We start from the raw sequence: 25711 nt of genomic DNA, 5'->3' as shown, positions 1-25711 counted from the left end.
TATGCCTTGTGAGCATAGAGCCAGAGCGTATTGTCTGCGGTTTTGGAGATCGCGAAATCTCCATTGTGGATGCGAGACAAGATCGCCCGTCAGCTCACCGTCCACCGTTCAAAACTTGACTCTGAGATTTGCATCGAAGCCGTTTTGTTGGCTGCCGGATCCGAACTGCCCCTGATAGGCAACGCCAAGGCTGGTGTTGGCGCTCAGCGCAACGTCGAGACCAGCCTCGATCAGTGCCGCATCCCGGGCGATCGGAGCGCCGGCGATGGTGAAGGCATCGGAGCCGGCAAAGGCGACGGTCGAGGTCGGCGTGACGTCGCCGAAGGCATGCCGCCAGGCAAGCGTGCCGCGCGCCGTCACATTGGTGGCGCCGAGCGCAAAGTCGGTCGAGGCCCTCAGGCCGACCGTCGTGAAGGTGACATCGGTGTTGGCACTTGACGCCGACAGCGCTGCATCACCGCCCGTTTCATCGAAACCGTCGGTGTGCAGGCTGACATAAGAGAGACCTGCGAAGGGCTCGAGGCCGAGCTGACCGGCTTTGATGTCATAGGCGACCTCGCCGAACGCCTGGGCGGTACCGGCGTCATAGTCGCCGCTCAGAGTTTCATCGAAGCCGGCGAAGGAGACATGGCGGCCGACCGAGATGTTGTGCCAGGTGTAGGCGGCGCCGGCGCGCAGGCCGAACGCCCCCCACTGTCCGCCGCCATAGAGGCCGAGATGCCAGTTCTGGCTGTCGCCCGAAGAGGCGCGCTCATCGACACGGAAGGTCGAGCGGCTGTAGCCGGCGACCGCGCCTGCCCGCCAGTTCTCGCCGAGTGCCCCGTCGATGCCGGTGAGGAAGCCGCCGGTGTCGGAGGAGATGGCCCCGGCATTGCCGTTGCCGTCATTGTCGCTCCATGAGCCGAAGGCCGTTCCCCAGGCCGCCACGCGCTCGGTGGTTGCCGGTGATAGCATGCCATGGATAGCGCCGGTACCGGCATTGTCCTGGCCATCTTCGCCATAGGCGAGCACCGGCGCGTCGGTGGCTCCAACCGCGCCGAAGGCAGAAGCGATACGCGCGGTGATGATGTCGGCGATCCCCTGGCTGTCTTGCACGAGAGCGCCGTTCAAGGAGGGATAGGCATTGCCGGACAGCTGATCAAAGGCGTTGCGGACCGTTGCGCCGTCATTGGCCAGGCTAACCACGGCCTGAAAGAGGCCGCTCGAAGGGTCAAGCGTGCCAAGCGAGTCGAGCGCGCCGGCGGTGGCCTTCTGGTTGCCCGTCAGCGCCAGCTCCGCGAAGTGGATGTCGTTGCGTTTGAGCGTGAGCAGCACGTTGTTGGTGTCATAGGTCAAGGACGGGTCGAGGAAGGCAAAGTCCGACGTCACGCTGTCGAAGTGGCCGGCGACGCCGCCGTCGGCCGTCAGGATCGTGTAGATCGATGTCGGCTTGTAAGCGCCATTGGCGCCGATATGGGCAACCGCGCCGCCGCCGATGCTGGCTGTGCCCGTTACCTTGATGAGGTCGCCGGCGGTGCTCGCCGGATCGGCCTCGATCTCGAAATGGCCGCCGGTGTTGAAGACAAGGTTGCCATCGAGCGTCAGCGTGCCGACCGATGCGCCCGGCGCCAGCGTGCCGCCGTTTTCGACGGTCACCAGGCTTCCGGAACCGGAGCCGATCGTGCCGTGGCCGCCGAGGACGGCACCATCCAGGAGGTCGAGGCTGCCGCCAAGCACTGCGCCGGAGTGCGCAGTGTCCGAGCCGACGATGAGTGTGCCATCGGCCACCGTCGTGGTACCGCCGAAGCCGGAGCCGTCGCCATCATAGGCGAGCGTGCCTGTGCTCGTCTTGACCAGCGCGCCCGTTCCCGAAAGGGCGCCGGCATAGTTGCCGCCTGTGCCCTGGTCGAACGTCAGCGTGCCATTTGCGCCGATCGCCACATTGCCTCCCAACGAGGCCGCCGATGTCGAAAGGCCGCCGCCGGTGATCGACCAGTCGCTGGCGCTGATGCCGGTAAAGGTCAGTGTCGCCGTGCCCGCCTTGACCAGCGTGCCGGTGCCCTTGATGTCGCCGGCAAAAGCCGTATCGATCGACTGGTTGAGGGTCAATGCGTTCGACCCCAGTTGCAGATTGCCGCCGGTGCCGGAGAAATTGTTGATGCTGGTGTCCGCAGCCAGTGCCGACGAATCGAAGCTGCCGCCATTCAGCGTGACGCTCTGGGCCGAGGCCAGCGAGCCGCTGCCTGAAAGCGCCAGCGTGCCGGCGGCGATCTCAACCGCGCCGGTGATGCCGGCATTGGCGCCGGCCAGCGTCAGCGTGCCAGCGCCTTGCTTGGTCAGGCCGCCCGCGCCGGAGACCGGCTGGCCAAGCAAAAGGGTGTTTGCGGCATCGGCGATGTCGACAATGCCGCCGCCGGCGCCCAGCGTGATCGGTCGCGATGTCTGGTTGAAGGCCGTCCCCGTCACCAGGAGGGTACCGCCGTCGAGCGTCAGCCCAGCATTCCCGGCGCCCAGGTTCGCATCCGACGACACCGACAGCGTGCCGGCCTCGATCCTGGTGCCGCCGGAATAGGTGTTGGTGCCGGAAAGCACCAGCGTGCCCGCGCCTGTCTTGCGCAGGCCGTCGGTGCCGGCGACGACGTTGGCGATCGTGGTCACATAGCCGACGCTTGCCGCGCTGCCGTCTCCGACCCGCACCTCCACCGGCGCCGGGTGGCCCGCATCCGCCACCAGGGTCAGCGTGTCGCCCGTCAGCGCATAGCCGTCGGAAGCGAATTGCATGCCCGTGGTCCGCACGGCGCCGGCGCTGCCGTCCACCGTAACGGTGCCTGCCTCGCCGCCAAAAATGGCGAAGCCCGGCTGCGGCTGCATCGGTGCCGTTATCGTGCCCACCGCATCGGTCCACACCGGTGACGCGTTCGACCATGTGCCGCTGCCGCCGCCCAGGTGGGTGGCGTCGGCCTGACCGTTCGCATTCCAGACGTTCAGCGTCAGGCCGCCGGTGTTGAGAAGGTTGATCTGCTTGTCGCCCGTGAGCGTCAGGATCAACAGCGTCGAGCCGGTCGGTGCCGTACCCAGCAACAGCCCGCCATTGCTCTCGCTCAGCGTACCCGTGTAGTCGATGACGCGGTAGAGGCCGGGGCCGAAGCCACCGGCATCGGTAACGTCGAGCACCGCGCCGTTCAGCGTCACATTGCCATTGACCGAAACGCTGTCGGCAAGGCCGGCGGTCGCAAAATCGGCGCCGGGCGCCGCCGCCTCGTAGGCGAGATGGCTACCCTGCTGCAGGGTCATGTCGCCGTTCACCGTCAGCGTGCCGATCGAGGCGCCGGGCGAGAGCGTGCCGCCGCCAGCGACCGTCGTCGCGCCGACCGAGCCATGGCCGCCCAGCGTCCCTCCGCTGGCGACGCTCACGGTGCCGGCCAGGCTGGCGCCCGGATGCGTATCGTCGCCGACGATCAGCTTGCCGGCCGATACCGTGGTCACACCCGTATAGGTGTTGGCGCCGTTCAGCGTCAGCGTGCCTGCGCCGCTCTTCGTCAGCGGACCGCTGCCGGTAAGCTGGCCGGCGAAACTGCTGTTCACCGCCTGGTTGACAGTCAGGGCCGCCGCCCCAAGGCTGACAGCGCCGCCGCTGCCCGACAGCGACGACATCGACAAGGCAAACCCGTTGAAATCGAGTGTGCCGCCATTGACCGTGTAGGCGGTGTTGGCGACAAAAGCCCCCGCCACCCCAGCCCGCAGCGTGCCGCCGCTGACCGTCGTGCCGCCCGTATAGGTGTTGGCTGCCGCGAGTGTCAGCGTTCCCGTACCGAGCTTGGTCAGACTGCCGCCCGCCGAGCTGAGTGCGCTGGCATAAGTGACGGTCTGCCCATTGGTGTCGATGCTGTAGGCTTGGCCAGCAGCGGTCGAGAAGCGGCCGGAGTAGTCGGTCTGGTTGGCAGCGCTGTATTGCAGTGTGCCGCCGGTGAAGCTGAGTGTGCCCGAGGTGCCGAGCGCACCGGCGCTGCCTGCATTGAGAATGCCGCCCGCGAAGGTTGTGCCGCCGCTGTAGGTATTGGCGCCCGCCAGCGTAAATGTGCCTGCACCGATCTTCACCAGACTGCCGGGGCCGAGGTTCTCGCTGATGGCGCCGGAATAAAGCGTGGACGTGCTGTCGCCGCCCGTGGTCAACGTCGTCGCGCCCACCCCGATCCCGATCGTGATATTGCCGCTGCCGGCAAGTGAGCCGATCGTCTCGGAGTTGGCGACGGAAAGGGTTCCCGGCGCGTTGACGACGACGGCGCCCGTATCGGCGATCGCCGCGCTATTAGCCAGTTGCAGATTACCGGCGTTCACCGTCGTGACGCCGGTATAGCTGTTGGCTCCGATGAGCGACAGCGATCCGCCGCCGTCTTTCGTCAGCGTTCCTGCGCCGGTCGCAATCCCGCCGGACACGACAATGGACGCACCGGTCTGGGGACCGATACTGAGGTTCCGGCCGGTTCCCCCGATTCCCCCTGTGATGGTCAGGATGCCCGCATCGGCGTTGATGCGGGCGGCCGAGCCCAGCGTGATCGGGCCGCCATAGGCATTGGCCCCGGATACGTTGCGCAGCGCGCCGCCATTGGCGACGCCGGTCCCGTTCAGCATCAGAGCCTCCGAGGCGACCGTGATGCCGCCCTGCAACTCCAGCGCCGCGCCGCTGGCCACGGTGGTGCCGGAAGCCGCGGAGCCGAGCGCAGCGGCGCTCTGGATGTTGAGCACGCCGGCCGAGATCGTGGTCGCGCCGCTGTAGCTATTGGCTCCCGAGAGAACCTGTGTGCCGGCGCTGGTCTTGGCCAGCGACAGCGCGCCCAATGAATCGATGAGGGTCCCTGAAAAAGTAGTGCTGCCCGAGGAGGGCGCGACGGTTAGCGTCGCCGCGTCGCCAACGGCCCCATTGACAACAAGCCCGTTGCCGGAAAGCGACTTGATCGTGTTGTCAAATCCGTTCAGCCGCAGCAGACCGGTGAGAGCGACATCGGAGTTCGGCGACAGCGCGCCCGCGACATTCGCCCCGAGGGTGCCGGTGTCCATCACCGTGGTGGTGCCGCTGTAGGTGTTCACCGCCGACAAAACCGCAAAGCCATTGGTGAAGGTGACTGGGCCGCTGCCGCCGAAGCTGTTGCTGAAGATTGTGGTAGCGCCGCCCATGTCGAAGGTGCCGCCACCGGCATTGAGGGTAATGGGGCGGGTGCTCGCCAGATTGACGTTGGCCGTCAACCGCAACGTGCCGCCGTTGAAGGTCAGCCCGCCAGAGGTATTGCCGAGGTTGGTATCCGATGAAATCGACAGGATGCCGCTATTGAGCGACGTGCCGCCCGTGTAGGTGTTGATGCCGGACAGCGTCAGGGTGCCGGTGCCGGTCTTGGTCAGCGAGCCTAAGGTACCGGCAACGGCACCGCCATCCTGGATCACGCCGGAAAAGATGGACGAGAGATTGCTGCCTCCAACCGCCAGGTTCTGCGCGCCGAGCTTGACCGTGCCGTCACCCTCGATCGAGCCGACCGTGGTGCCGCCGTTCGTGAGCCCCGAAATGTCGAGAGAGCCGGTGCCGTTCAGGATGAAACGCGCGGTTCCGCCGCTGCCGTGGACAGCTATAAAGGCCTGGCCGCCGTTGTTGGTGGTGATGGTGGCGCTGCCGGCCCTGCCGGCAGCGGCGAAATTCACGACGCCGCCGGCGTTGTTGGTTATGGTGGCGCTGCCGGCGGTGCTGTTTTCGCTGAAATTCAGCGTGCCGTCGTTGATGATGGTGGCGGCGCCCGCCGTGGCGGTCTGGATGAAAGTTATCGTGCCGCTAACGTTGTTGGTGATGGCGGCGCTGGCGGCCGTGCTGTAGTTCTTGAAGTCCAGGGTGGCGTTGTTGGTGATGGTGGCGGTGTCGGCGGTGCCGCCGAGGACGAATGCGACCCCGCCGTTGTTGGTGATGGTGGCGCTGGCGGCGGTGCTGGAATCGGTAAATTGCAGCCCTCCGAAATTGGTGATGCTGGCGGCGCCGGCCGTGGTGTTGTTTTGGAACTCAATGGAGCCGTTATTGGTGATGGTAGCGCTGCCGGCCGTGCTGTTGTTGGCAAATAGGGTTTGATAATTATTGGTGATGGTGGCGCTGCCGGCCGTGCTGGTGGTGGAGAAAGTGAGCTGGTAATCGTTGGTGATAGTGGCGGTGCCCGCCGTGCTGTTGTAGTAGAAATGGATTTCGCCGCCGACATTGGTATTGATGATGGTAGCATTGCCGGCCGTGCTGTTGTCCAGGAAATTGACGTTGGCGAGATAGTTGGTGATGATGGCGCTGCCGGCCGTGCTGGTATTGAAGAAACTCAGGCTGGCGCCGGCTTTGTCAGTGATGTGGACGGTGGCGCCGTTCGTCACGACACCGGCGCCGGTGAAACTCATTGCGCCATAGATGGTGAAATAGTAAGTCGGCGCCCCGGCGACGAATGTCCAGCCCCCAACGGCGGTGTTGTCGTCGAACCGGTCGTCCACCTGCAGGTCGGTGTGGCTGGACGCGCCGAAGGTGGCGGTGCCGTCCGGCACGTTGCCTGAATCCCAGTTGCCGCCGTAGAAGTAAAAGCCCGTACTGGGATTGGTGCGCCAGATCGCATCCGCCGCCGCCGCCGGGGGTGTCGCGACGCACAGCGCTGCCACGGCGCCCAGCGCCATCGCGGCGTCACGACGGCGCTCGCGAAGAGCCGAGGCCGGGCTTTTCATCTGGACTGAACGATCGAACATATCCCGCCACCTGCACGTTGACCGAAAAATCGAGCCGGTGGTGGCGTCGCCCAGAGCGGCTCACCGTTTCATGGAAACGCTGAACCGCTCTGTCTCTTTGTCTGGCGCAATTCCCGACGGAAAAAAGCGTTTTTTCCTCGAATTGCTCTAGCAGCCAATTGTTTGGACAGTATTTGAAGATCGCAAGAAAACACCCCTGCCGGGGCTGGTGGTGAGCCAGGTCAACCGGAGACTGGCATGCTCACGCCGTTCTAGTGGGCATGTTGCCTTGTTTTTATGCGTCCGCGCACCGCCAATGCAGGCGATCTTCGTTCAGGCTTCAGCGGAAAGGCCGATACTGGCAAGGACAAATGCGGGAATCACCTGCTCGCCGTGCAGATCTGACACGTGCGCGATCATGCCGCCCATGACGTTGGCGCGTGCTTGCTCCGAGATAAGGTGACGCGCCGACGTGAAGTAGAGATACTCGATCGCGCTGCCGGCGCCGACAGGACCAATCGCGGCAAGCGCATCCGCCGCCGACGCCGGCAATTTCTGATCCGCCGCCGCCATCATCCAGCCGATCATCAAGGCGATCTCGGGTGGGCAAAGCGGACCCATATCGGTTATTTCAGCGGCGGCAGCGTCCAGCGCGGCGCGGTCGCCGGCGGCAAGCAGGGCGATACACTTCAGCACCCTCATGTGCAGATGAAATGCGAGGCCTAGTTCGGCCATCCCGATGCCGCGGTCAAAGAAGCTGACGGCTTCGTCAAAACGGCCGCGCGCATAGCGTAATTGGCCTATGATGGGCAAGGCCGCGGCAAACTCCGCGGTCCGCGCGAAGCCGCGCTCGGCAAGATCCTCCGCCAGATCGAGATGACCCCGGCTGATGAAGTACAACAGCTTGGCCGCCGCCAACATCAGCAGCGGGTTTTCCTCGATGGTGGGAAGGCACTCCAATACGGTGGCTTCGATCTCGCTTTCGATCAGGTCACGCTCGTCGAGACTCATTCCGCCGAACTGCCCGGTCAGCACAAGGCGCGCGAACAGATGCATGCACCATTGCAGCGCGGTATCAGCGTCGGAGGGATTGTGCTCGCGATCCCTGCTCAATTGCTCGCCTCGTGCCAGCCACATCGGATTTGACGTCGATAGCAGGCCGGAGGCTTTCTGCAGGCGTATTTCGGGTGATGCGTCCACGGGTGTACCGAGGCCGGTCGAGGCGTCGGCAAGTGCCTGCCGAAGGACATCGGTGACTGCGTTTGAAATCCGGGCCGCATCGTTTGCGAACGATGTTGCGGGGGCGCTGTCGAGACGCAGGCTGAACGCCTTCACGATGCGCTTCGATGGCATGTCCCGCAAGGTGACCGCGCAATTGATGCGGCCGTTGTCGGCGTGAAAGTTCACCTGCAGGAAATAGTGCAGCTTGTCGGTGGCGGCGGGGTACCAATTTTCGGCCACAACCACGACCTTGCGAGCGCCAATGCTGGCGGCGATCAGGTCGCGAAGCTGCTCGACCAGGGAAGACGCTTGCTGGGCGAAGGGATGTCCCTGCAATCCGTAAGCCGGCCCGATAACCAGGAATCCATCGACCGGCTCCGTCGCAGATGGTGCAGCCGGTGCCGCCGGAGATGGCGATGCTATCCAGACATAACCCTCGCCATATTGCGTGGCGATATATTTTGGCGATTTGGCATTATCGTTTAGCTTTAGCCGCAGCCGGTTGACCAGAAAATCGATGTTGCGGTCCGATCGATCGGATTCCAGCGAAGTGATTTCGTCGAGCAGACGAGTGCGGCGCATGAGGCGTTGCGGGTTACGCGAGAAGGCGAGCAGCAGCGCGCGCTCGTTTCGGGTGAACTGAACCGTCTGCCCGTCGCGGATCGCGAAAAGACACGTTTCGTCGAGGATCAAATCTCCGAAATGCAGATTTTGTGTTTTTCCCATTCCCAACCCCATGGCGCCCCCGCGGAGGCGACGCGCGCCACGGTCGACGAAGACCGGCAATATGTTACGCCGTCATGCCATGATGCCATGCCCCACGACGCGCGCCAATCGATAAGGATCAAAGGCCGGCGAGATCTTTGGATCGGTCAACCCGAACCAGGGCATGCAGGTCAAATCATCTGGCTTGAGCTCAAAAGCGCGACAACTGTGGCAACGCCGCAACACTAATGTCGAGCACTGCCAAATCGGGCTGCCGTTGCGCCGATAGACGTGAACCTTCCCTTCGAGAATCGCGTGCTTCCCTGCGGACGTGCAAGTTTGCGCAAGAGATGTGTAAGCGCAGTTTCGGCGTCCTAGCCAAGCAAGGCTATTTTAAGTGACTGATTCCATTGAAGGAATGGCACGGGCAGCAGGGCTCGAACCTACGACCTGCGGTCATGGAGACCGAATATCCTTATGTCAGCCTTGCCCGAGTCGTGCGCGGCGTGGCCAGGAGCAGGCTCGTTTCGCTGCCCGTTATGCCAGCAATTAGGCGGATGCGCCGTAGCACGGCATCGAAATCGGTCAGTGAGGCGGTCCCGAGTTCGACCACCAAATCCCAGCGGCCATTGGTGGTGTGGATGGTGGAAACCTCGGGAAGACCGCCCAGCGCCCGGACCACGCGGTCGGCAGCGTGGCCCTCAATCTCGACCATCATGATGCCCCGGATGCGCTGATCGACGGCGTCGGCGCGCAGCACCACGGTGTAGCCGATGATCTCGCCCGACCGTTCCAGCCGCTCCATACGCGCCCTGACCGTGGCGCGCGAGACGCCGAGATCGGCGGCGAGATCCGACACGCTGCGGCGCGCATCATGGCGCAGCAAGGTCACCAGCCGTTCATCCAGAGCATCCATGATGGTACCATTTCGATCAATTTCGCTTCCATTATGATAAGTCATACTTTCCGGATTGCCAATTTTGCCTGTTCATATCGCCAGCTCGCCATGGTCTCCTCGCGGGCATTCGAACTTGGGCGCCGGGAAAACAAAAAATGCGTTGCAGAATCGTTGGGGCACCGGTGCAGGACGGCGCTGGCAGAATGGGATGCGAAATGGGGCCGAGTGCGCTGCGGACCGCAGGGCTTGCCGAGATGTTGTCCGGCCTCGGCCACACCGTCGAGGACATGGGCGCCGTCCAGCCAATGCCGGCAAGGCGCGTCGTGCATGGCAATTTGGCGCTGAAGGCCTTGCCCGAGATATCGGCCTGGACATCGGCCATTGCCGAGGCCGCCTACGCGGCAAGCGAGGACGCCATGCCGATCCTCCTCGGCGGCGACCATTCGATCTCGGCCGGGACCGTGTCGGGCCTTGCCCGCCGCGCCGCAGAGGCCGGTCGCCCGCTGTTCGTGCTGTGGCTCGACGCGCATCCGGATTTCCACACGCTCGACACCACCGCCAGCGGCAATCTGCACGGTGTTCCGCTCGCTTATGCCAGCGGCCAGCCGGGTTTCAGCGGCTATTTTCCGGATCTACCGGCGGTGGTCGATCCCACGCGTATCTGCACCATGGGCCTGCGCAGTGTCGACCCGGCTGAGCGCAGCGCCCTCAACCAGGCGGGAGTGACTGTGCATGATATGCGCGCCATCGACGAGCATGGCATCGCACCGCTGCTGCGCGCCTTCCTGGCGCGCGTGTCTGATGAAGACGGGCTGCTGCATGTCAGTCTCGACGTCGATTTCCTCGACCCCTCGATTGCGCCGGCCGTCGGCACCACGGTTCCAGGCGGTGCGACGTTCCGCGAGGCGCATCTGGTGATGGAGATGCTGTCCGACAGCGGCCTCGTCTCCAGCCTGGACCTGGTCGAGTTGAATCCCTTTCTGGACGAGCGTGGCCGCACCGCGACGCTGATGGTCGACCTGACGGCCAGCCTGATGGGCCGCCGCATCATGGACCGTCCGACCCGCAGCCATTCCGGGAGCTTTTGATCATGACCACGGCAAAGCTGAATATCGTCCCTTTCGTCAGCGTCGACCGCATGATGAAACTGGTGATCGCCATCGGTGTCGAGCGCTTCCTGACCGAGCTCGCCGGCTACATCGAGGAAGACTTCCGCCGCTGGGAACTGTTCGACAAGACGCCACGCATCGCCTCGCACAGCCATGATGGCGTCATCGAACTGATGCCGACGAGCGACGGGCGCCTCTATGGCTTCAAATATGTCAACGGCCATCCCAAGAACATGCGCCAGGGTTTGCAGACGGTCACCGCCTTCGGCGTGCTCGCCGATGTTGGCAGCGGCTACCCGATGCTGCTCACGGAAATGACCATCCTGACGGCACTTCGCACCGCCGCCACCTCCGCTGTCGCGGCCAAGTATCTGGCGCCGGGCGGCACGCGCACCATGGCCATCATCGGCAATGGCGCCCAGTCGGAGTTCCAGGCCATCGCCTTCAAGGCGCTGACGGGTATCGATCGGCTCAGGCTCTACGACATCGACCGGTCAGCCTCGCTGAAATGCGCGAAGAACCTGGCTGGCATGGGGTTCGACATCACCATCTGCGAGACCGGGCAGGAAGCGGTTGAAGGTGCCGGGATCATCACGACCGTTACCGCCGACAAGCAGTGCGCCACAATTCTGACCGACAACATGGTCGGCTCCGGCGTTCACATCAACGCCGTCGGCGGCGATTGCCCCGGCAAGACGGAACTCCACAGGGACATCCTGCTGCGCTCCGACATTTTCGTCGAGTTCCCGCCGCAGACCCGCATCGAAGGCGAGATCCAGCAGCTGGATCCCTACCATCCGGTGACCGAGCTCTGGGAAGTGATCGCCGCCAAGGCGCAAGGCCGCCGAGACGCCAAGCAAATCACGCTGTTCGATTCAGTCGGCTTCGCGATCGAGGATTTTTCGGCGCTGCGCTATGTGCGCGACCAACTGCAGGCGACCGGCCTCTACGAGGAGCTCGATCTGCTGGCCGATCCTGACGAGCCACGCGACCTGTTCGGCATGCTGCTGAGGGCGGCCATGCAGCCGGCGGCATAACAAGGCTCGCTCAAAAACTGTATCCGCCCTCCTGCCCAATCGCGCTTGCATCTTCATTGCTGGGCGGTGCCGCGCCCGAACTGGTTCATGCGGAGTTTCGTGACCCATGCGCCGGCCGCGTTCCTCATCGTAACTTCTTGTCTTGTGCACCCGGTGCGCTTTGCTGTAGCGAGGCTGCTGACGTAGATCGGGGCTACGGTAAATAATGAGCAGATGAAAGTTTGACCAAATGCCTGAAGATCTTATCAACTCCGACGCGGAATTGTTGGAGATGACCGCCGACATCGTTTCCGCCTATGTCAGCAATAACCCGGTTCCAGTTGCGGAACTCGCTCGTATAATTGCAGATACTCATGAAGCGATCAGCAAGCTGTGGGGAGCACCCGCACCCAAAGCGGAAGAGAAGCCGACACCCGCTGTCCCGATCAGGAAATCGGTGACGCCCGATTTCATCATCTGCCTGGAAGACGGCAAGAAGTTCAAATCGCTCAAACGGCACTTAGGCACCCACTACGATCTGTCGCCAGATGCGTACCGCGCGAAATGGGGCCTGCCCTCTGATTATCCGATGGTTGCGCCGAACTACGCTGCGGTGCGATCGGCGATGGCGAAGGCGATCGGCCTGGGACGGAAGGCCGTAGCGCCTGAGCCTGAAGCGGCGCCAGCGAAGCGCCGCAAGATCGGCATCAAGACGAGCTAACATCGGGGCTATTTTGCTCAAAAGGCCCGCGTTCTGTTGCAGGGGCGCGGGCTGATCGTTTTCTGATAGAATGAACCCTTACCCCTCATTCAAAGGCAGCCGCTGTCGAGGACACCATCCCTCAACGGATTGTCACCCTCTCGCAGACGGCATCTGGGAAAACGCGGCGATGATCGCCTCGAGCGACACATTCAGTGCGTTGGAAAAGGTCCTGCCCTTCTGCCAAATCGCAACGTAGTGATAGAGCGCGGATGGTTCCACCGGCTTTATTCCCAGGTGAAACGCAGCGTATTCACGCGCGATGATCTCATTGGTGATCGAAATGCCCAGGCCCGCGGAGACGTATCCGGCTTCGTGACCGTTGCAATCGAATTCCACCAGTATGTCTGGCTCAACGCCGGCGAAGCGCAACGCATTGAAGTTCATCTGGTGGGCGGCGAACTGGGGATCGATATCGACGATCGTTTCCCCCGCCAGGTCGTGAGCCTCGATACAGGTCTGTTTTGAGAAGCGATGGTCGGGATAAAAGATGCATACGTTTCGTGCCGACCCAAGCGGTGCCCATTCGAACAGGCGTGGATCTAGGGGCAATCTCGAGATTCCGATATCCGCACGCCCAGCCAGGATGTGCTCGCCGATCTGCTCGTAGCTTCCAGAAATCGACCGGACATTCGAAGCGGTCTTTGAGTGGATGATCGCCACAACCTTGGGCAAGGTCACGAAACCGAAAACAGAAGGCGCGGCAATCGCGATCCTCTGCTTTTCGTCATTCTTCATCGCGAAGATCGACGCTTCCAGCCGATCCAGGGACGTCAGGGCAAGTTCCACGTTTCGCAGGAGTTCCCAGGCTTCCTGCAAGGGGACGATGCGGTTAGCCGATCTCTTGAAGAGTGTGATGCCGAGCGTGGTCTCGAGTTGCTTCACATGTTGACTGACGGCCGGCTGGCTTATCCCGAGCGCTGCCGCTGCTCGCCTTGTCGAACCGGTCCGCAACACTTCCCGGAAGACCTTCAGCTGACGGAGCTTCAGGTCGCTCTGCAGCAACTCCATTCCCTGCGCTCCTTTCCCTGATAACGCCACCCGGGAAGCAGATAACGCCAACCTGGGGAGCAACGAGCCGCCTCAGTATATAACGGTGCGTTATAGATAAAATAATAAAAATTATAGATTGAGTATGTAATTTCAGGCGCTAGAATTAGCCAATATCTTAAATTAACTCCAAATTACAAATATAACAATTCGCAACCTTGGGTTATACGACTTGGTCCGAGTGACAAAGGCCGGCGTATCCTGCGGTAATTGCGGATCGAGGAAAGCGCCCCATGGGTGGTTTTACTACTCAGTTTGTTGTCGCACTCATCGTGACCATAAGCTTGGCCCTTGTCAGCGGCTGCCTTGGTACGGCATTTGGTTTGTTCCTGGCGATTTCGAAGGGCACGGCACAACCGCGCCTCAACAGTGTCGTGACGGCCTACACGACGGTGGTCCGGGGTGTACCAGAACTTCTCATTATCCTGCTCATCTACTTCGGCGGAACGACCCTCGCCAGCAAGATCGCCGGCCGGTATGTGGAGGTGAACGCATTCACCGCAGGGGTTATCGCGCTCTCGGTCGTTTTCAGCGGTTATGCGACCGAAGTGTTTCGCGGCGCGATTGCGGCAGTGCCAGCGGGTCAAACCGAAGCGGCAAAGTCGCTTGGGCTGAACGCCTGGCAGCGCTGGATGTTCGTCATCGGACCGCAGATGCTGCGGTTGGCGCTGCCTGCCTATGGCAATCTCTGGATATCGCTCTTCAAGGATACCGCGCTGGTTTCGATCGTCGGCCTGACCGACATCATGCGCGTTGCGTATGTGGGGGCCGGATCCTTGCGCGCACCGTTGACCTTCTATCTTGCGGCCTCGGCTCTCTATCTCTCGCTGACCACCGTCACGCTGCTGTCGATCCGGCTGGCTGAGCGGCGCTATCCGGCGCTCGGCCGGTAGGAGGGAGCGACCCATGAACCTCGGCTTGATGCTTGACGCACTGGTTGTCCTGCCTTCGGGCGTTGGTCTCACACTGACCCTGACGGTCCTGTCGCTGACGGCCGGATTTCTTGTGTCCGTGCCGCTGGCCTTCATGCGCGCGTTTGGACGTCCCGGCCTCTCGCTCGCGGTGCTTTCATACACCTACGTCATCCGCGGGACGCCGATGCTAGTTCAGCTCTTCCTGCTCTACTACGGCCTTAGTCAGATCGCGGCGGTGCGAGCCAGCATCTTCTGGGTGATCCTGCGGGATCCCTTTTGGTGCGCCCTGCTGACATTTTCGCTGAACAGCGCGGCACACACCACCGAGATCCTGTGCCGCGGTCTCCAGTCGGTGCCGAAGGGTGTCACCGAGGCGGCCACGTCTCTCGGCTTGAAACGCTTCCAGATCGCTCGCCTGGTCACCTTCCCGATCGCTTTCAGGATATCGCTTCCGGCCTACGGGAACGAGGTCGTGGGGATGATCAAGGGTTCGTCCCTGGCGAGCACCGTGACGCTGCTCGAGATCACGGGCATGGCGAGACAGATGGTGTCGACCACGTTCGCGCCGTACGAGATCTTCATCGTCGCCGGAGCGATCTACCTATCGCTCACCTCGATCGCGGTGAAAGCGACCCAGTTGCTGGAGCGATGGCTTTCGACCGACGGCAATCGTGTGCATCGACGCAAAGCGCGCTTGCGACCGGCCTTGCCTGATCCAGAGATCACGACGCCCCTGCCCTGACCTGCGGGTTTTTGGCGGCCCTTTCCATCTTAACCAACGAAGAGGTGCATCATGCGCATACCCCTAGCTATTGCTGTTTCTATCGCATCCCTGATGTCGGCATTCCCGGCCGGCGCGCAAAGCGAGCGCGTCATTTCGATCGCCTCCGAAGGTGCTTCGCCTCCCTGGGACAGCACCGACGCGAACGGTCAACTTTACGGCTACGATATCGATGTTGGACAGGAGCTGTGCCGCCGCATCGCGATCAAATGTGTCTTCGTTCCGCAGGATTGGGACGGGATCATCCCGGCGCTGCTTGTCGGCAAGTTCGACGTGATCATGTCTGGCATGGCGATCACGGAAAAACGCAAGCAGAAGATCGCGTTCTCAGTTCCCTACGCCACCGGCTTCAACCAGTTCGTTGTGCGCAAGGACCTGGGTCTCGATCCTGGCGACACCAAGGAGAAGGTCAATCTTTCGACCATCGGCGACAAGGAGAAGGCGACCATTGAACGCCTCAGATCGAAACTCGCCGGCAAGGCGATCGGGGCCCTGCGCTCGTCGAATTCGGAAGCAGTCGTGAAGGAAATGCTGGGCGATGTCGTGACCATTCGCAGTTATGACAGCCAGGACAACATGAAGCTCGATCTTGCCGCGGGTCGCATCGACGGCGGCCTCGCCGACTATTTCACCTGGCGGGATTTTCTGGAGACGCCTTCCGGCTCGGACGTGGTGTTTTTTGGCCCCGAACTGAAGGGTGGGCTCTGGGGGCCGGGCGTCGGCGCCGGCATGCGCAAGGACGATGCCGAACTTCTCGCCAAGTTCAACGCGGCCATCGACGCGGCCACCAAGGATGGAACGATCAAGGCGCTGAGCCTGAAATGGTTCAAGAGCGATATCTCACCGGCCGTCTCGCAATAGGCGGCAACCGACTTCGACATTGACGTGGCGCTGGCCGGAACGCCGGCGCCCTCCCCTCCTTCAAGGCGAGCCCCATGAAAGACCAGTTCTGCGCGGTCGTTACCGGCCAATCCCTGATCAAGCACGACATTCGTGGCGTCAAAGACGAACGCTTCATCGCGGTTGTGGACTTCCTGCGCCAAGGCGACGTCGTCTTCACCAACTTCGAGTCGACAATCCTCGGCAAGCACGGCGGGTGGCCGACCAAGGGCAAATACTTCGGATATTCCAGGGCTGAAGTGCTCGACGCATTGCAGGCGATCGGTTTCAACGCGCTTGCACTCGCAAACAACCACGCCTTCGATCTCGGAGCTGGCGGTATCCTCTCGACGCTGGAGGAGGCGGAGGCGCGCGGTTTCCTGCATGCCGGCATCGGAGCCGACGAGACGGAGGCCAGAAAACCGGGCTGCAGCCGAATGGGCGCGCGCGAGGTCGCGCTTCTCGCGATGGATGCAGGCCCTGGCCCGACCAACATGTATGCCGAAGACCGCACGGCCTTCCGGCCGCCTCGGCCCGGCGTCAACCGTCTGAACACCGTTCGCAAAATGGGGGTGCCGGACGGACATTTCCGCAGACTGGCAAGGCTGGGCGCTCATTTGCAAAGCTCCCCCTTTGAACTGGCCAACTATGCGCAACCGGAGGACCCGGTAGAGGTGTCGGCCGACAAGGAGATTGATTTCTACGGCACCGTGTTCACGCAAGCCCCCGATTTCGGCCGTCTGATCGAAGTCGATCAGCGAAGCGCGAGTGTCCATCTGTCCGCCATCCGGCACGCGGCGGCACAAGGCGATTTCGTCATTGCCTATCTGCACCACCATCATTGGGAACCAGGTTGGCAGGACGTGCCGCGCTGGGTACAAACCTTCGCCCGGATGTGCATCGACGCCGGCGCGAACCTGTTCGTCAGCCACGGCGCTCCTGTGCTGCAGGCCGTGGAAATCTACAATGGCTCGCCGATCTTCTACGGCCTCGGAAACTTCCTCTTCCACGTCCACCCCGACGAAACCGAATGGGATCCACCGGAAGTCTGGCAAAGCATCGTGGCCGCGTGCCGCTATGATGCGGGCGGAAGCCTCGCAGAAATAGACCTTCTGCCGGTCGTGATCGGCGCGGAAGCTCAGTCTCTCGGATCAGCAACGGGCAGATTGGTACCCGTCGCCGTCACTGGAAGCGCGGCGCGAGACATCCTCGAGGGATTCGCGACCCGCTCGCGGGCGTTCGGCGTCGAAATCGAAGTGTCCTCGGCTTGCGGCCGCATCGCCGTGCCCGCTGCCCGAAAATTCGGCTGACAGGCCCGACTGGCCGTCAGGCCGTCTTGTGTTCGGCCGGCGCGGCTTCGTCGGCCGTCTCGCTGTCCGCCTTTGTGTCTAGCAGGGCCAGTTCTTCTCCTAACGCTGAGATCAGGGACGAGACGCGACCGCGCACACGCGGCGGAAGATTCACTAGCCCCTCGATCAGGCGCCGACCTTCCGCGCTCGCAATGAAATCCAGGCGCTCATCGACCGGCAGGGGCCGCGCCTCGACGCGGGTCTCATCGTTTCCCGGCAGGCCGTCGAAGAAGCGGCTGACGGGGACGTCCAGCGACGTAGCGATCTCGTAGAGCATCGACGCGCTCACGCGGTTCCTCGCGTTCTCGTATTTCTGGAGCTGCTGGAAGCTGATGCCTATGGATCGGGCAAGCTGGCCTTGCGAGACGTCGGATTGGACGCGAACCGTCGCAATCTGCCTGCCGACATGCTGATCGGCGGGATGAGGGTCACTCTCGATCTTTGGCTCCGGCCCCGTCCGAAGGAGGACGGAGCGTTGCGGTTTCAACAAGGCCTTTTGATCCTCCACAAGTCAGTCGGATAGAGAGTCTGTCGCGTACGCAGCTGGCTCTTCGGACCGAAGTTATCTGCAGATCGAATCGCCATTTAATATACCTTATAGGGTGCAAAATGACCCTATAGGTGGCAAAGAAAATCTGCCTGCCGATTGTGGACTCATGGTCAGTCCACGACAGATTCGAGCCGCACGGGCTTTGCTTGGTTGGTCGCAGCAGGAGCTTGCTGACAAGGCAATTGTATCGCTGAATGCGCTGGCCCGGTTGGAAAATGGCAAGGTAGATTCTCGGATCAGCACTTTGCAGGCCATTGAGGCGGCTCTGACAAAAGCGGGTGTCGAATTCTTGTCCGCTGGTCAAAAGGGTGAAGGTGTACGGCTCTTAGATCCTCATGCTTGAATGTCCAGTTGGCGGAAACATACGATCCCACGAGATGAAGGGGTTAGATAATCCAAACTGCTTTCCCTAAATTAGCCGATTGGCCTAGTCGTGGTATCGTCGGAATCACCCATGATCCGAGTTCCCCGAAACTTGGTTGTGGTCAGACTGGGATGACTGCCGACGCACGCCCCCAGCCGAGTCCTTACGCCCTGCCCTGTGAGCTTCGGCCGCAGAAAGGCTTTCGTGATCGATTTCATATCAGATGAGCCATAAGAGATCAACTTGAAATTGGATGATATGAAAGAAATTACCGGCGTCCAGATCAGAGCAGCGCGAGCGTCGATACGTTGGAGCGCTGAAGATTTGGCCGATGCAGCTAGCGTGGGAGTGGCGACAGTCAGGCGCGCAGAAGCTGCGGATGGCGTCCCTCCGATCACCATAGCAAATCGGAACGCGATCCGTGGTGCCCTTGAAAAGGCGGGCATCGAGTTCATTCCGGAAAACGGCGGTGGCGCTGGCGTGCGCTTGGCCAAACGGCAATAGCGAACGCCGAACGCATAGCTTCGAGCGATCGTCCCAATCTGACACCGACTTCCGGTCACTTCGCGGCAGGTGTGGCCATGCGCAATAGGCGACATTGAACGACCGAAAAGGGCCGGGACTGTCCGTTTTTGGATTCGCACCGCTAATAGCTAACGTCTACGCTGATAGGCCACTCAGAGGATAGCGCTAGGACGACAATGCCAGCGATAGTTGCGTTGCAAAACGCACGCTATCTTCCGCTACCGGCAGTTCGACCTTCCATCGGGGCGGAAAGAAAGGGGGGCGGATCCTCGAAGGCTTGCGCGATAGTGCTGCTTTATGCGGGTTCGCCCCGAGACGCCGGCAACTTCGGGATGCGCTACCCGAGCATACTTCGAAATCTCGCAAAAAGGTTTTGGCAGTCGATTGGCTGCAGCGGCCGAGCGCCCAAGCCGGCAAAATGCAACCCAAGCCGAGCGAATGCTCCAGCTTGGCTGTCAGTCACCTGGTAGATGATGTCTTCAGCAGACAGCCCGCCGGTGTCGACGAAGCACTTGGAGATGCCGTCGAGTGCGCCAGGTCCAGCGACGACGAAGGCGGATTCGTCAAAGTCCAGCATGGACGAGTAGTTCAGGTCGATCGCGTACTGAAACGCAAGAAAGCGCCCGAGGCCGGGGTAAGGGACAAGGAGGTCAAAGACTTCGCGGAGGCTTCGAGCCTTCGCGACCCGGGCTGGCAAGCCTTCCTCCATCATCATCTTGAGCAAGGCGATATGGTTGGCGTGCTTTCTCACCGAGCCCAATTTCGGTGCCGGCATGATGTAGGCCGCAGAATAAACCGTCTGGCCGCCAGCCATCATCCGGTCCAGAGCATCGGACATCTTCCCCAGTGAGGTGCTGGCCCAAGACAGTGGCCCGATGGTACGCTCGAGGGACTCCCACGTTTCGATCTTGTTGAAGATCTTGAACAACAGGGTGCGGAAGAACAGCTCCTCGACGCTTTGCGATCGGGCATCGTCGTACTGGACGTGACGGATTAGGTACTGGCTTACGCGATCTGCCGCGCGATAGGCATTCGTGAAGCGGTACTGGCCAATAATCGGGTCGTTGGTCCAAGGACCGATCGGATCCTGCAGGCGCTTAAAGTAAACCTGTTGGCGCTCGTGGGCAAAGCGCCAATAGGTGTCCATGACTGGTGAAAATTCCATTCGAGTGCTCGTGGCAAGATCGGTCCTTCCTAGACCTTGAGGCCACGCGACGAAAGCAATAAACGGCGTCGCTAACAGCTAAGGCGCTGAGGACTGGCCTGCAGGTGTCGCGGGTTGTGCCGCTGTTGGCGCTGCCGGCGTTGCGGCTGGTGTTGCGGGCACGGCTGGGGCCATCGACGCAGCGGGCGCTGTCGGTGTAGTTACGACCGTGACCGAGGGAGTAGCCGACGGCGGCGGTTTGGTGAACTGGCTGACCGTCAGGGTAATGCCGATGCCGAGGAGCAGCGTCCCCAGCCACCACATAATTGCTTGCTGCTTTTCGACTGTCACCAGCCGATCGGAAATCCTCTTATCGGTTTCGTTGATCTTGAACTCGAGGCCGGAAAGCGACTGGATACCGTCCGCAATATGCTTCACCAGGTCAGGTGGAATGTCCTTGTAGCCGATCTTGTCGCCCATCGGTGTCTGATCGCGCAGGTCTGCAAACCATATGTGGAAGCAATCTTCGCCACGGAAAAGGTGGACTGAACTCGGTCCGGCGTTGAACACCGAGAAAATCAGGCGCCCACGAAAGCCCGGGTCGACATGGAACCCAGAGACGTTGACAAGCCCTTGGAACTTGTAGCGGGCTCGTATCGAAATGAACGCTAGCGCATCCTCTGGTATATAGACGCTCTCCTCGGTGATCAGCAGGGCGAACTGGCCTGCGGGGATCTGGAAGTGCTCGCCAGGGTTGAGAATCTTCTTTGTCTTCAGCTTTGTGTCAGTGCCGACCCCTGTGGGCGAGACGTAAATCTCCGCCCCGATCGTCAGCCGATAAGTGGCCCTGTCCAGGAGCTTAGGTTCGTAGGGTCTGATGAGATCGACTAGGCGGCGCTTCAGCTCGTCGTTGCCCCAGAACATCTTCAGCCCCCCTCTGCCAGGGTCCGATGGAAGATCGAACGGCGTTCGATGAACCTCAGCCGATTGCGATAGCGCTCGACGAGATCCAGCTTCAACCCGGCCGCGTATCCAACCACGAGCCTGAATAAGGCTAGGTTGCTTTCGCGCATCATTGTGTTGAATGGAGCCATTTCCAGATGGTCCCAGGACTCGCACGCCTTCGCGAGGAGTCCCGTAGAAATGGCGAATGACCGGATGAATGTGCTCTGACCCTCAGGTAAGCGAATCGGCACTTCCCCGAGACCGGAAATCGAAGCCCACTCTTCTGCAACAGCCTTGCCGAGATCCTGGTTGATCGTGTTGGCGGTGGCGAGCGTGATGATGAAGGCATCCGTGAGAACCGCCGCGAAGCGATCCGCATCGGCAGCCTCGAAAAAGTAGGCAACGTACTTGGCGTTATGCAGCGCCATGTGTTTCACTCGCTCCGCTAGGGGTAGGATCACCACATCCTTGTGAAACCTTTCGTCATGGCGCAACTGCTCAAGCTGCAATTCGTAGACGAAATCGGCGATCGAGAACGAACCCTTGCCCGCAAGCGTGGTCATGCTGCCTCCTTAATCGTGTAAATCTGCCGACTTGTCGCCAGCAGCGCATCGATATCGCCTAGATTCCATCTACCACCATCGCCGGTGTCCAGTTTGGCATAGGTCGAATTAATGGTGAGGGGGCCAATCTCTTGCCCCGCCTCGTGGGCCAAGAAATACTGCAGGCGGGCAAGGCCGATCAGATTTCCAAGTAGGCGCTGGACGTAATAGTGGGAGCGATAGGTAGCGTTTAGCCGGACCTTTCCGTGGTCCAACTTGATACTGAGGTGCATGAGGCAGGGCAGGTGTCCGTACAAGGGGCGGCGATCGGCCGCCCCGTTGTAGATGGCAATGTCGTCGCCAACCGCCTCGTAAACCTCCATCGCATTGCCCAGCCCGAGCTCAAAAGTGGCTTTGTATTGCCCATGCCCTTGGATCTTTTTCAGAAGATCCTTCAGCGGATTATAAATGGTCCCGTCTCGATCCTTCTGGCGGAGGATGCGCATGGCATAATTGCCCCACTGCCTATCGGCTCGCACGGCGTGAATCCTCGCCATCCGCTCTGGATAGGTTTCGAAGACCCCGTCCTTGCCGCCTCGAAGGTAGTCCTGCAGCGGAAAGATCGTTTCGGCTACAGTGTTGACCGAAACCCCACGGTGTCCGACGAGGAAGTCGTCCACGCCACCCAGGACTTTGGCGTCCGCTTTGGAAAGAGGCGATGGATCGGTGATGTGAAGGAATACGTCGAAGTCCTCATGCTCCGGCAGCGGTCGCAGATACTCGCAAGCTGCCAACCAGACCTCAGAAGTGCTTTTGCCCTTGATCAGTTGCATCATTGTTCTCGCTTCGAAATGACGGCTGTTTCGTAGAGTTGCGCGTCCAGGTAAGCCTCAGAAACCCAGGCGTAGCCTTTCAGTCCCCAGGCCGTGCCCCAGCTGTTTCTTATCAGCACGTAGAGATCGCCGTTCTGGTGGTGCCCGTATCCAACGGCGAGCACGGCGTGACCACCGCGCTCCGGATCTGCTGCTGAGACGTTGATACGTCCGCCCTGGTCTGGGATCCTGAAACCGTCGGTGATGACCAATCCCAAAACGACGACGCGTTCCTGATCCAGCTGCTCGCAAATCTCCTTGGCCTCGAGTTCGCCGACGTCAGCGTCCGCATGAAATAGGTCACCGAGGTCGTCAGGCGGCACCCAGTCAGGCGGGTACAGCTGGATCACTTGATAGGGCCAGATCGCCTCTAAAGGCTGACCATCATCCTGGATGGCGGAGGCAACCGCCACCATCGCTACACCCATGTCAGGGTCCGCGCCGGGCGAGCGGGCGACTGACTGGAAGTATAGGTACTCGATCGACAGCAAGCCTCCGTCCCCACGCGAGTGCTGGTGGGCACTCGAAGTTGCGAATGCGAGGCAGCAGGTTCGTCGCCCTTGCCTTCCTGCCGGTGGCAAGTCTGAACGGAAGTCGACCTTTTTTGCGATCATCGCTGGATACCTCGACGTCGCAATTCGGTCCTCGACAGGCCCTTATCTTCCTTACCATCCAGCACAACCCGAAGCTGGAGGTCGACCTCATCGTCACCTTCGCTGTCGGCCACTTGACGTTCATGCAGACGGATCTCAGCAGAGCCGCGACCAGGCGGTCTGGCGATCACGGTACGTCTGGCTGGTGAACCATAAACAAGCGGCTCGCGGGAGAAATCCGACTCATCCGCCAAAACCTCGTAGCCGGCGCGGTCGAGGTCGCTCAGATCCCAATAATACCCGCTGTCCACCATCTCATCGAGATCGAAGCGAAGAAGATCGTCGGGATTGCCGCTGACCTTTGAGCCAGAGTCTTTGCGCGTGAAGCGCCAGACGTCCGCCCAGGAGTTTTCTGGCTTGAATGTTTTGCCTGCGGACGTCTTAAGCTGAGTCACCTTGGCCTTGCGGAGAATCTCTACGTCGGCGCGACTTAGGAACTGATGGCCAGCGAGGCCCCAGCAGGTAGCGGTGTAGCTCGCGCCCATGCGTAACGACAGCTGGTAGACCGTGTCCGGATTACGGAGATGGCCAGTACCCCATTCCTGCGCTTTGGCATGGTGAATATAAAGCCAGCGCGGCAGGAGGAACTCTGCGGCGAACGCTTCTGCCTGGATTTCCTGGATATCGCCCTTTGATCCCGAGAAGGGATCGCGAGCAAGGATTTGCTGCTCTTTGTCGATGCTGCCCTTATGCTCGAGGATTACGTGCCCCAGTTCGTGCGCGGCTGTGAACCGTTGGATGTGCAAACTGCGCTGCGTCGTAACCATGATGCCGCGCAAGGGCGCAGGCAGACAGAAACCCAACGCGGAATCTAGCGGCTTGAAAATCAGCGCGATATCGAGTTCGACGACGGCCTCGAAGATGTCGACCTGTCCGCCCGTCTCAGTGGCCCGCTTCTCTAGATCCAAAGCCCGATGAACGCGCTTTGCTTCCGCAACTGCCCGTAGCCTTGCCGCAGACGTTGGCGATCTAGCCATTGTCCGTTTTCTTTACTGGTCGAGCCTGAAGGAACTCGGCGAAGCGAAGTAGCTCCTCTCGATCCGCGTCAGAAAGGTCCTTGGCAGCCCGCGCCAGTGCCGTGACGCTCGCGGGGATCTGCTCCGGTGTAGCCTCTCCGGTTAGGTACTCGATCGCTTGTCCGTAGAGCCGCGCTAAGTTGGCTAGTTCTACGGCATCAACCTTTCGCCGGCCGTTCTCAATCTGCGAGATCGCCGACCGCGGTATGCCGAGCGCGTCAGCGGCGTCCTCCTGCTTGAGTTCCTGATATTCTCGAGCTTTGCGCAGGCGTTCGCCAATCTCCTGCCATCGATCCCTTTCGTCTGCCATCACATCCTCTTACGCTGCAGCCTTCACGAGCGGCTTCTTGACCTTCAAATCCTTCGTGTAGACCCGCCGAAGCAACGGCACCAAATGGTCGACCATCTCTTGGAAGTCGTTGTAGCCACCCGGCTTGATGATCTCCGGCGGCAACTCAATGCCAAGGATCTCTTCCGTGATCACAGTAGTGTCCACAACGCGCTTGGAATCAATCGCAGGCCTCGCCGAGACGACCGACCCGCCAGTGCCACTCGGAGCGGATGTAGAGATAAGGTCGTCGATCGAAGTGGTTTCGTTGTCGAACCACTGCTTAAGACGCTCAAGAAGCTCCGGCTTCTTAGCGTCGAAGGTCTTCCCGAGATCATCGATGGTCACGTCCATGGCATACCTCGTGTTCGAAAATCGAACATATATATGGCTTCTGCGTTAGAAAAGTCAACTCTTGTCGAAGTCAGCGAGCGACCGCAAAGAAGATTGCGGTCGCGCCGGCCACGCCGTCCTTGCAAAAAGTGTCAATAATCATAAGGCCTTGCCGACCTCTACCAGCGATAGCGTTCATACGACGCAGGGCGCCTTTCGAAAGGCGCGCCGTCCCCGGCAGTTCGATTTCGATGCATGTCCATTGCACGCCCCCGGTCATACCGGTCCCTAGGGCCTTCGAGCATGCTTCTTTGGCGGCGAACAGCGTAGCCACGTATTCTGCGTTGTCCCAAGACGGTGCTCTGTCCAGCTCGGCTGGCCCAAGGATTTTGTTCGCCCAAGGCCGACCCAGGTGCTCCAATGAGTGCCGTATCCGTCCGACACTCACAAGGTCACTGCCCAGTCCCATGATCTTCATAGTCTGGGCCTCTGCGGTTCAAAGGGCGTGATAGAATTCGGCAAGGCTCGTCGACCTCGAAGTCTTCGGCGGCAACTTAGAATACGTCGTAGGCGACATGTGAGCCAGTTCGCGTGCTTGATCGGTTGTCATCACGACGAAGGCAGCCTCGTTAAAGTCGACACTGTCAATAGCCTTGAACTCACCGATGTCCGACGCCACAACCACTTGGTCATCTTGTAGAGCGGCCGCCGCTTGGCGGCGCGGGCATTCAAGGCCATCAGGAACTGCGTGCTTTCGGTTTTGCACGCCAAGTCGAAATTGTTCGGGATGACGACGCACCTCGAACGTTTACTGGCTGTCACTTGCTCGCCTCCTTCAAAGCAATGGTTATGATCTAGCACGCAATGAGGCTTAGTTATATCGCTACGGTGACGACGTCCGAATGCCACTAATGCCTTCGACCAACTCTCGTCGCTGTTCGGCCTATTGCGCATATCAAGGTGGCGTCAGGAGATCTGGGCAATGGTGATGGACGAACTTGCCGCCTCGCTTGTATGCTCGGATGTCCGCATTTGGGATTCGACTGGGG

The 25711-nt window shown here is 61.0% G+C and carries 21 protein-coding genes, 1 tRNA gene and 2 pseudogenes; 9 read left to right on the top strand and 15 right to left on the bottom strand.

The annotated features are described in order from the left end of the window. Positions 1-108: 108 nt before the first annotated feature. From HB777_13085 to HB777_13070, 4 genes and pseudogenes are all read right to left on the bottom strand, one after another. A complete protein-coding gene (locus HB777_13085) occupies positions 109-6729 on the bottom strand; it encodes an autotransporter domain-containing protein (protein QND64722.1) in 6621 nt (2206 codons plus the stop codon). A gap of 312 nt (positions 6730-7041) precedes the next feature. Beyond that, positions 7042-8715, bottom strand: a complete 1674-nt coding sequence (locus HB777_13080) for a hypothetical protein (protein ID QND64721.1) — start codon at positions 8713-8715, stop codon at positions 7042-7044. 338 nt (positions 8716-9053) lie between these two features. Continuing rightward, positions 9054-9172, bottom strand: a tRNA-Ser gene (locus HB777_13075). A gap of 27 nt (positions 9173-9199) precedes the next feature. Continuing rightward, a pseudogene (locus tag HB777_13070) lies at positions 9200-9439 on the bottom strand (Lrp/AsnC family transcriptional regulator). Between the two features lie 248 nt (positions 9440-9687). Between HB777_13070 and rocF the strand changes: the two are divergent. The 3 genes from rocF (at position 9688) to HB777_13055 (ending at position 12378) form a co-directional block, all read left to right on the top strand. Beyond that, complete coding sequence (gene rocF, locus HB777_13065; protein ID QND64720.1) at positions 9688-10620, top strand: arginase; 933 nt, start codon at positions 9688-9690, stop codon at positions 10618-10620. 2 nt (positions 10621-10622) lie between these two features. Next, complete coding sequence (locus tag HB777_13060; GenBank protein QND64719.1) at positions 10623-11678, top strand: ornithine cyclodeaminase; 1056 nt, start codon at positions 10623-10625, stop codon at positions 11676-11678. Between the two features lie 229 nt (positions 11679-11907). Continuing rightward, the gene (locus tag HB777_13055; GenBank protein QND64718.1) at positions 11908-12378 is read left to right on the top strand and encodes a MucR family transcriptional regulator; all 471 of its coding nucleotides are present in this window, start codon (positions 11908-11910) and stop codon (positions 12376-12378) included. Between the two features lie 132 nt (positions 12379-12510). On the opposite strand, the gene HB777_13050 is transcribed toward HB777_13055, so the two are convergent. Continuing rightward, positions 12511-13428, bottom strand: a complete 918-nt coding sequence (locus HB777_13050; GenBank protein ID QND64717.1) for a LysR family transcriptional regulator — start codon at positions 13426-13428, stop codon at positions 12511-12513. A 272-nt stretch (positions 13429-13700) separates the two neighbouring features. On the opposite strand from HB777_13050, the gene HB777_13045 reads away from it, so the two are divergent. From HB777_13045 to HB777_13030, 4 genes are all read left to right on the top strand, one after another. Then, complete coding sequence (locus HB777_13045; GenBank protein ID QND64716.1) at positions 13701-14360, top strand: ABC transporter permease subunit; 660 nt, start codon at positions 13701-13703, stop codon at positions 14358-14360. Positions 14361-14373: 13 nt separating this feature from the next. Continuing rightward, positions 14374-15123, top strand: coding sequence for an ABC transporter permease subunit (locus HB777_13040; GenBank protein ID QND64715.1), 750 nt, complete (start codon positions 14374-14376; stop codon positions 15121-15123). Positions 15124-15174: 51 nt separating this feature from the next. Next, entirely contained in the window at positions 15175-16023 is an 849-nt protein-coding gene (locus tag HB777_13035; protein ID QND64714.1) for a transporter substrate-binding domain-containing protein, read from the top strand. 74 nt (positions 16024-16097) lie between these two features. Continuing rightward, positions 16098-17351, top strand: coding sequence for a CapA family protein (locus HB777_13030; protein QND64713.1), 1254 nt, complete (start codon positions 16098-16100; stop codon positions 17349-17351). A gap of 16 nt (positions 17352-17367) precedes the next feature. On the opposite strand, the gene HB777_13025 is transcribed toward HB777_13030, so the two are convergent. Beyond that, positions 17368-17880, bottom strand: a complete 513-nt coding sequence (locus HB777_13025) for a helix-turn-helix transcriptional regulator (protein QND64712.1) — start codon at positions 17878-17880, stop codon at positions 17368-17370. A 166-nt stretch (positions 17881-18046) separates the two neighbouring features. On the opposite strand from HB777_13025, the gene HB777_13020 reads away from it, so the two are divergent. Beyond that, positions 18047-18283 carry a helix-turn-helix domain-containing protein gene (locus HB777_13020; GenBank protein ID QND64711.1) on the top strand — a complete coding sequence of 79 codons (237 nt, stop codon included), beginning with the start codon at positions 18047-18049 and terminating at the stop codon, positions 18281-18283. A 279-nt stretch (positions 18284-18562) separates the two neighbouring features. Then, positions 18563-18808, top strand: coding sequence for a helix-turn-helix domain-containing protein (locus HB777_13015; GenBank protein ID QND68768.1), 246 nt, complete (start codon positions 18563-18565; stop codon positions 18806-18808). Positions 18809-18994: 186 nt separating this feature from the next. On the opposite strand, the pseudogene HB777_13010 reads toward HB777_13015, so the two are convergent. The 9 genes and pseudogenes from HB777_13010 to HB777_12970 all read right to left on the bottom strand — a co-directional run bounded on the left by HB777_13010 (position 18995) and on the right by HB777_12970 (position 25140). Beyond that, positions 18995-19994, bottom strand: a pseudogene (locus tag HB777_13010) (hypothetical protein). Between the two features lie 78 nt (positions 19995-20072). Next, positions 20073-20897 carry a deoxycytidine triphosphate deaminase gene (locus tag HB777_13005; GenBank protein QND64710.1) on the bottom strand — a complete coding sequence of 275 codons (825 nt, stop codon included), beginning with the start codon at positions 20895-20897 and terminating at the stop codon, positions 20073-20075. Positions 20898-20899: 2 nt separating this feature from the next. After that, positions 20900-21481 (bottom strand): hypothetical protein, encoded by a 582-nt coding sequence (locus tag HB777_13000; protein QND64709.1) that lies wholly within the window; start codon positions 21479-21481, stop codon positions 20900-20902. Further along, positions 21478-22296 (bottom strand): hypothetical protein, encoded by an 819-nt coding sequence (locus tag HB777_12995; protein QND64708.1) that lies wholly within the window; start codon positions 22294-22296, stop codon positions 21478-21480. The genes HB777_13000 and HB777_12995 overlap by 4 nt, the downstream gene beginning before the upstream one ends. Then, positions 22293-22823 (bottom strand): C1 family peptidase, encoded by a 531-nt coding sequence (locus HB777_12990; protein ID QND64707.1) that lies wholly within the window; start codon positions 22821-22823, stop codon positions 22293-22295. Before HB777_12990 ends, HB777_12995 begins: the two co-directional genes overlap by 4 nt. A gap of 119 nt (positions 22824-22942) precedes the next feature. After that, positions 22943-23962 carry an ImmA/IrrE family metallo-endopeptidase gene (locus HB777_12985; protein QND64706.1) on the bottom strand — a complete coding sequence of 340 codons (1020 nt, stop codon included), beginning with the start codon at positions 23960-23962 and terminating at the stop codon, positions 22943-22945. Beyond that, positions 23955-24311, bottom strand: coding sequence for a helix-turn-helix transcriptional regulator (locus HB777_12980; GenBank protein ID QND64705.1), 357 nt, complete (start codon positions 24309-24311; stop codon positions 23955-23957). The genes HB777_12985 and HB777_12980 overlap by 8 nt, the downstream gene beginning before the upstream one ends. 9 nt (positions 24312-24320) lie before the next feature. Then, entirely contained in the window at positions 24321-24683 is a 363-nt protein-coding gene (locus HB777_12975) for a hypothetical protein (protein ID QND64704.1), read from the bottom strand. 70 nt (positions 24684-24753) lie between these two features. Continuing rightward, positions 24754-25140, bottom strand: a complete 387-nt coding sequence (locus tag HB777_12970; protein ID QND64703.1) for a 4'-phosphopantetheinyl transferase superfamily protein — start codon at positions 25138-25140, stop codon at positions 24754-24756. Positions 25141-25711 lie beyond the last annotated feature (571 nt).

It is taken from the genome of Mesorhizobium loti (assembly GCA_014189435.1).
GTDB lineage: Bacteria > Pseudomonadota > Alphaproteobacteria > Rhizobiales > Rhizobiaceae > Mesorhizobium > Mesorhizobium loti_G.
The sequence above is the reverse complement of the archived record's forward strand: the minus strand, read 5'-3'. Positions and strand labels throughout refer to the sequence as shown.

What these genes read in the sequence shown, in the direction of transcription:
- HB777_12970 (QND64703.1), bottom strand. Translation starts at nt 25,140, where the DNA reads ATGAAGATCATGGGACTGGGCAGTGACCTTGTGAGTGTCGGACGGATA.
- HB777_12975 (QND64704.1), bottom strand. Translation starts at nt 24,683, where the DNA reads ATGGACGTGACCATCGATGATCTCGGGAAGACCTTCGACGCTAAGAAG.
- HB777_12995 (QND64708.1), bottom strand. Translation starts at nt 22,296, where the DNA reads ATGATGCAACTGATCAAGGGCAAAAGCACTTCTGAGGTCTGGTTGGCA.
- HB777_13035 (QND64714.1), top strand. Translation starts at nt 15,175, where the DNA reads ATGCGCATACCCCTAGCTATTGCTGTTTCTATCGCATCCCTGATGTCG.
- rocF (QND64720.1), top strand. Translation starts at nt 9,688, where the DNA reads ATGCGTTGCAGAATCGTTGGGGCACCGGTGCAGGACGGCGCTGGCAGA.
- HB777_12985 (QND64706.1), bottom strand. Translation starts at nt 23,962, where the DNA reads ATGGCTAGATCGCCAACGTCTGCGGCAAGGCTACGGGCAGTTGCGGAA.
- HB777_13085 (QND64722.1), bottom strand. Translation starts at nt 6,729, where the DNA reads ATGTTCGATCGTTCAGTCCAGATGAAAAGCCCGGCCTCGGCTCTTCGC.
- HB777_13030 (QND64713.1), top strand. Translation starts at nt 16,098, where the DNA reads ATGAAAGACCAGTTCTGCGCGGTCGTTACCGGCCAATCCCTGATCAAG.
- HB777_13045 (QND64716.1), top strand. Translation starts at nt 13,701, where the DNA reads ATGGGTGGTTTTACTACTCAGTTTGTTGTCGCACTCATCGTGACCATA.
- HB777_13055 (QND64718.1), top strand. Translation starts at nt 11,908, where the DNA reads ATGCCTGAAGATCTTATCAACTCCGACGCGGAATTGTTGGAGATGACC.
- HB777_13015 (QND68768.1), top strand. Translation starts at nt 18,563, where the DNA reads ATGAAAGAAATTACCGGCGTCCAGATCAGAGCAGCGCGAGCGTCGATA.
- HB777_13060 (QND64719.1), top strand. Translation starts at nt 10,623, where the DNA reads ATGACCACGGCAAAGCTGAATATCGTCCCTTTCGTCAGCGTCGACCGC.
- HB777_13040 (QND64715.1), top strand. Translation starts at nt 14,374, where the DNA reads ATGAACCTCGGCTTGATGCTTGACGCACTGGTTGTCCTGCCTTCGGGC.
- HB777_13020 (QND64711.1), top strand. Translation starts at nt 18,047, where the DNA reads ATGGTCAGTCCACGACAGATTCGAGCCGCACGGGCTTTGCTTGGTTGG.
- HB777_13005 (QND64710.1), bottom strand. Translation starts at nt 20,897, where the DNA reads ATGTTCTGGGGCAACGACGAGCTGAAGCGCCGCCTAGTCGATCTCATC.
- HB777_13000 (QND64709.1), bottom strand. Translation starts at nt 21,481, where the DNA reads ATGACCACGCTTGCGGGCAAGGGTTCGTTCTCGATCGCCGATTTCGTC.
- HB777_13050 (QND64717.1), bottom strand. Translation starts at nt 13,428, where the DNA reads ATGGAGTTGCTGCAGAGCGACCTGAAGCTCCGTCAGCTGAAGGTCTTC.
- HB777_12980 (QND64705.1), bottom strand. Translation starts at nt 24,311, where the DNA reads ATGGCAGACGAAAGGGATCGATGGCAGGAGATTGGCGAACGCCTGCGC.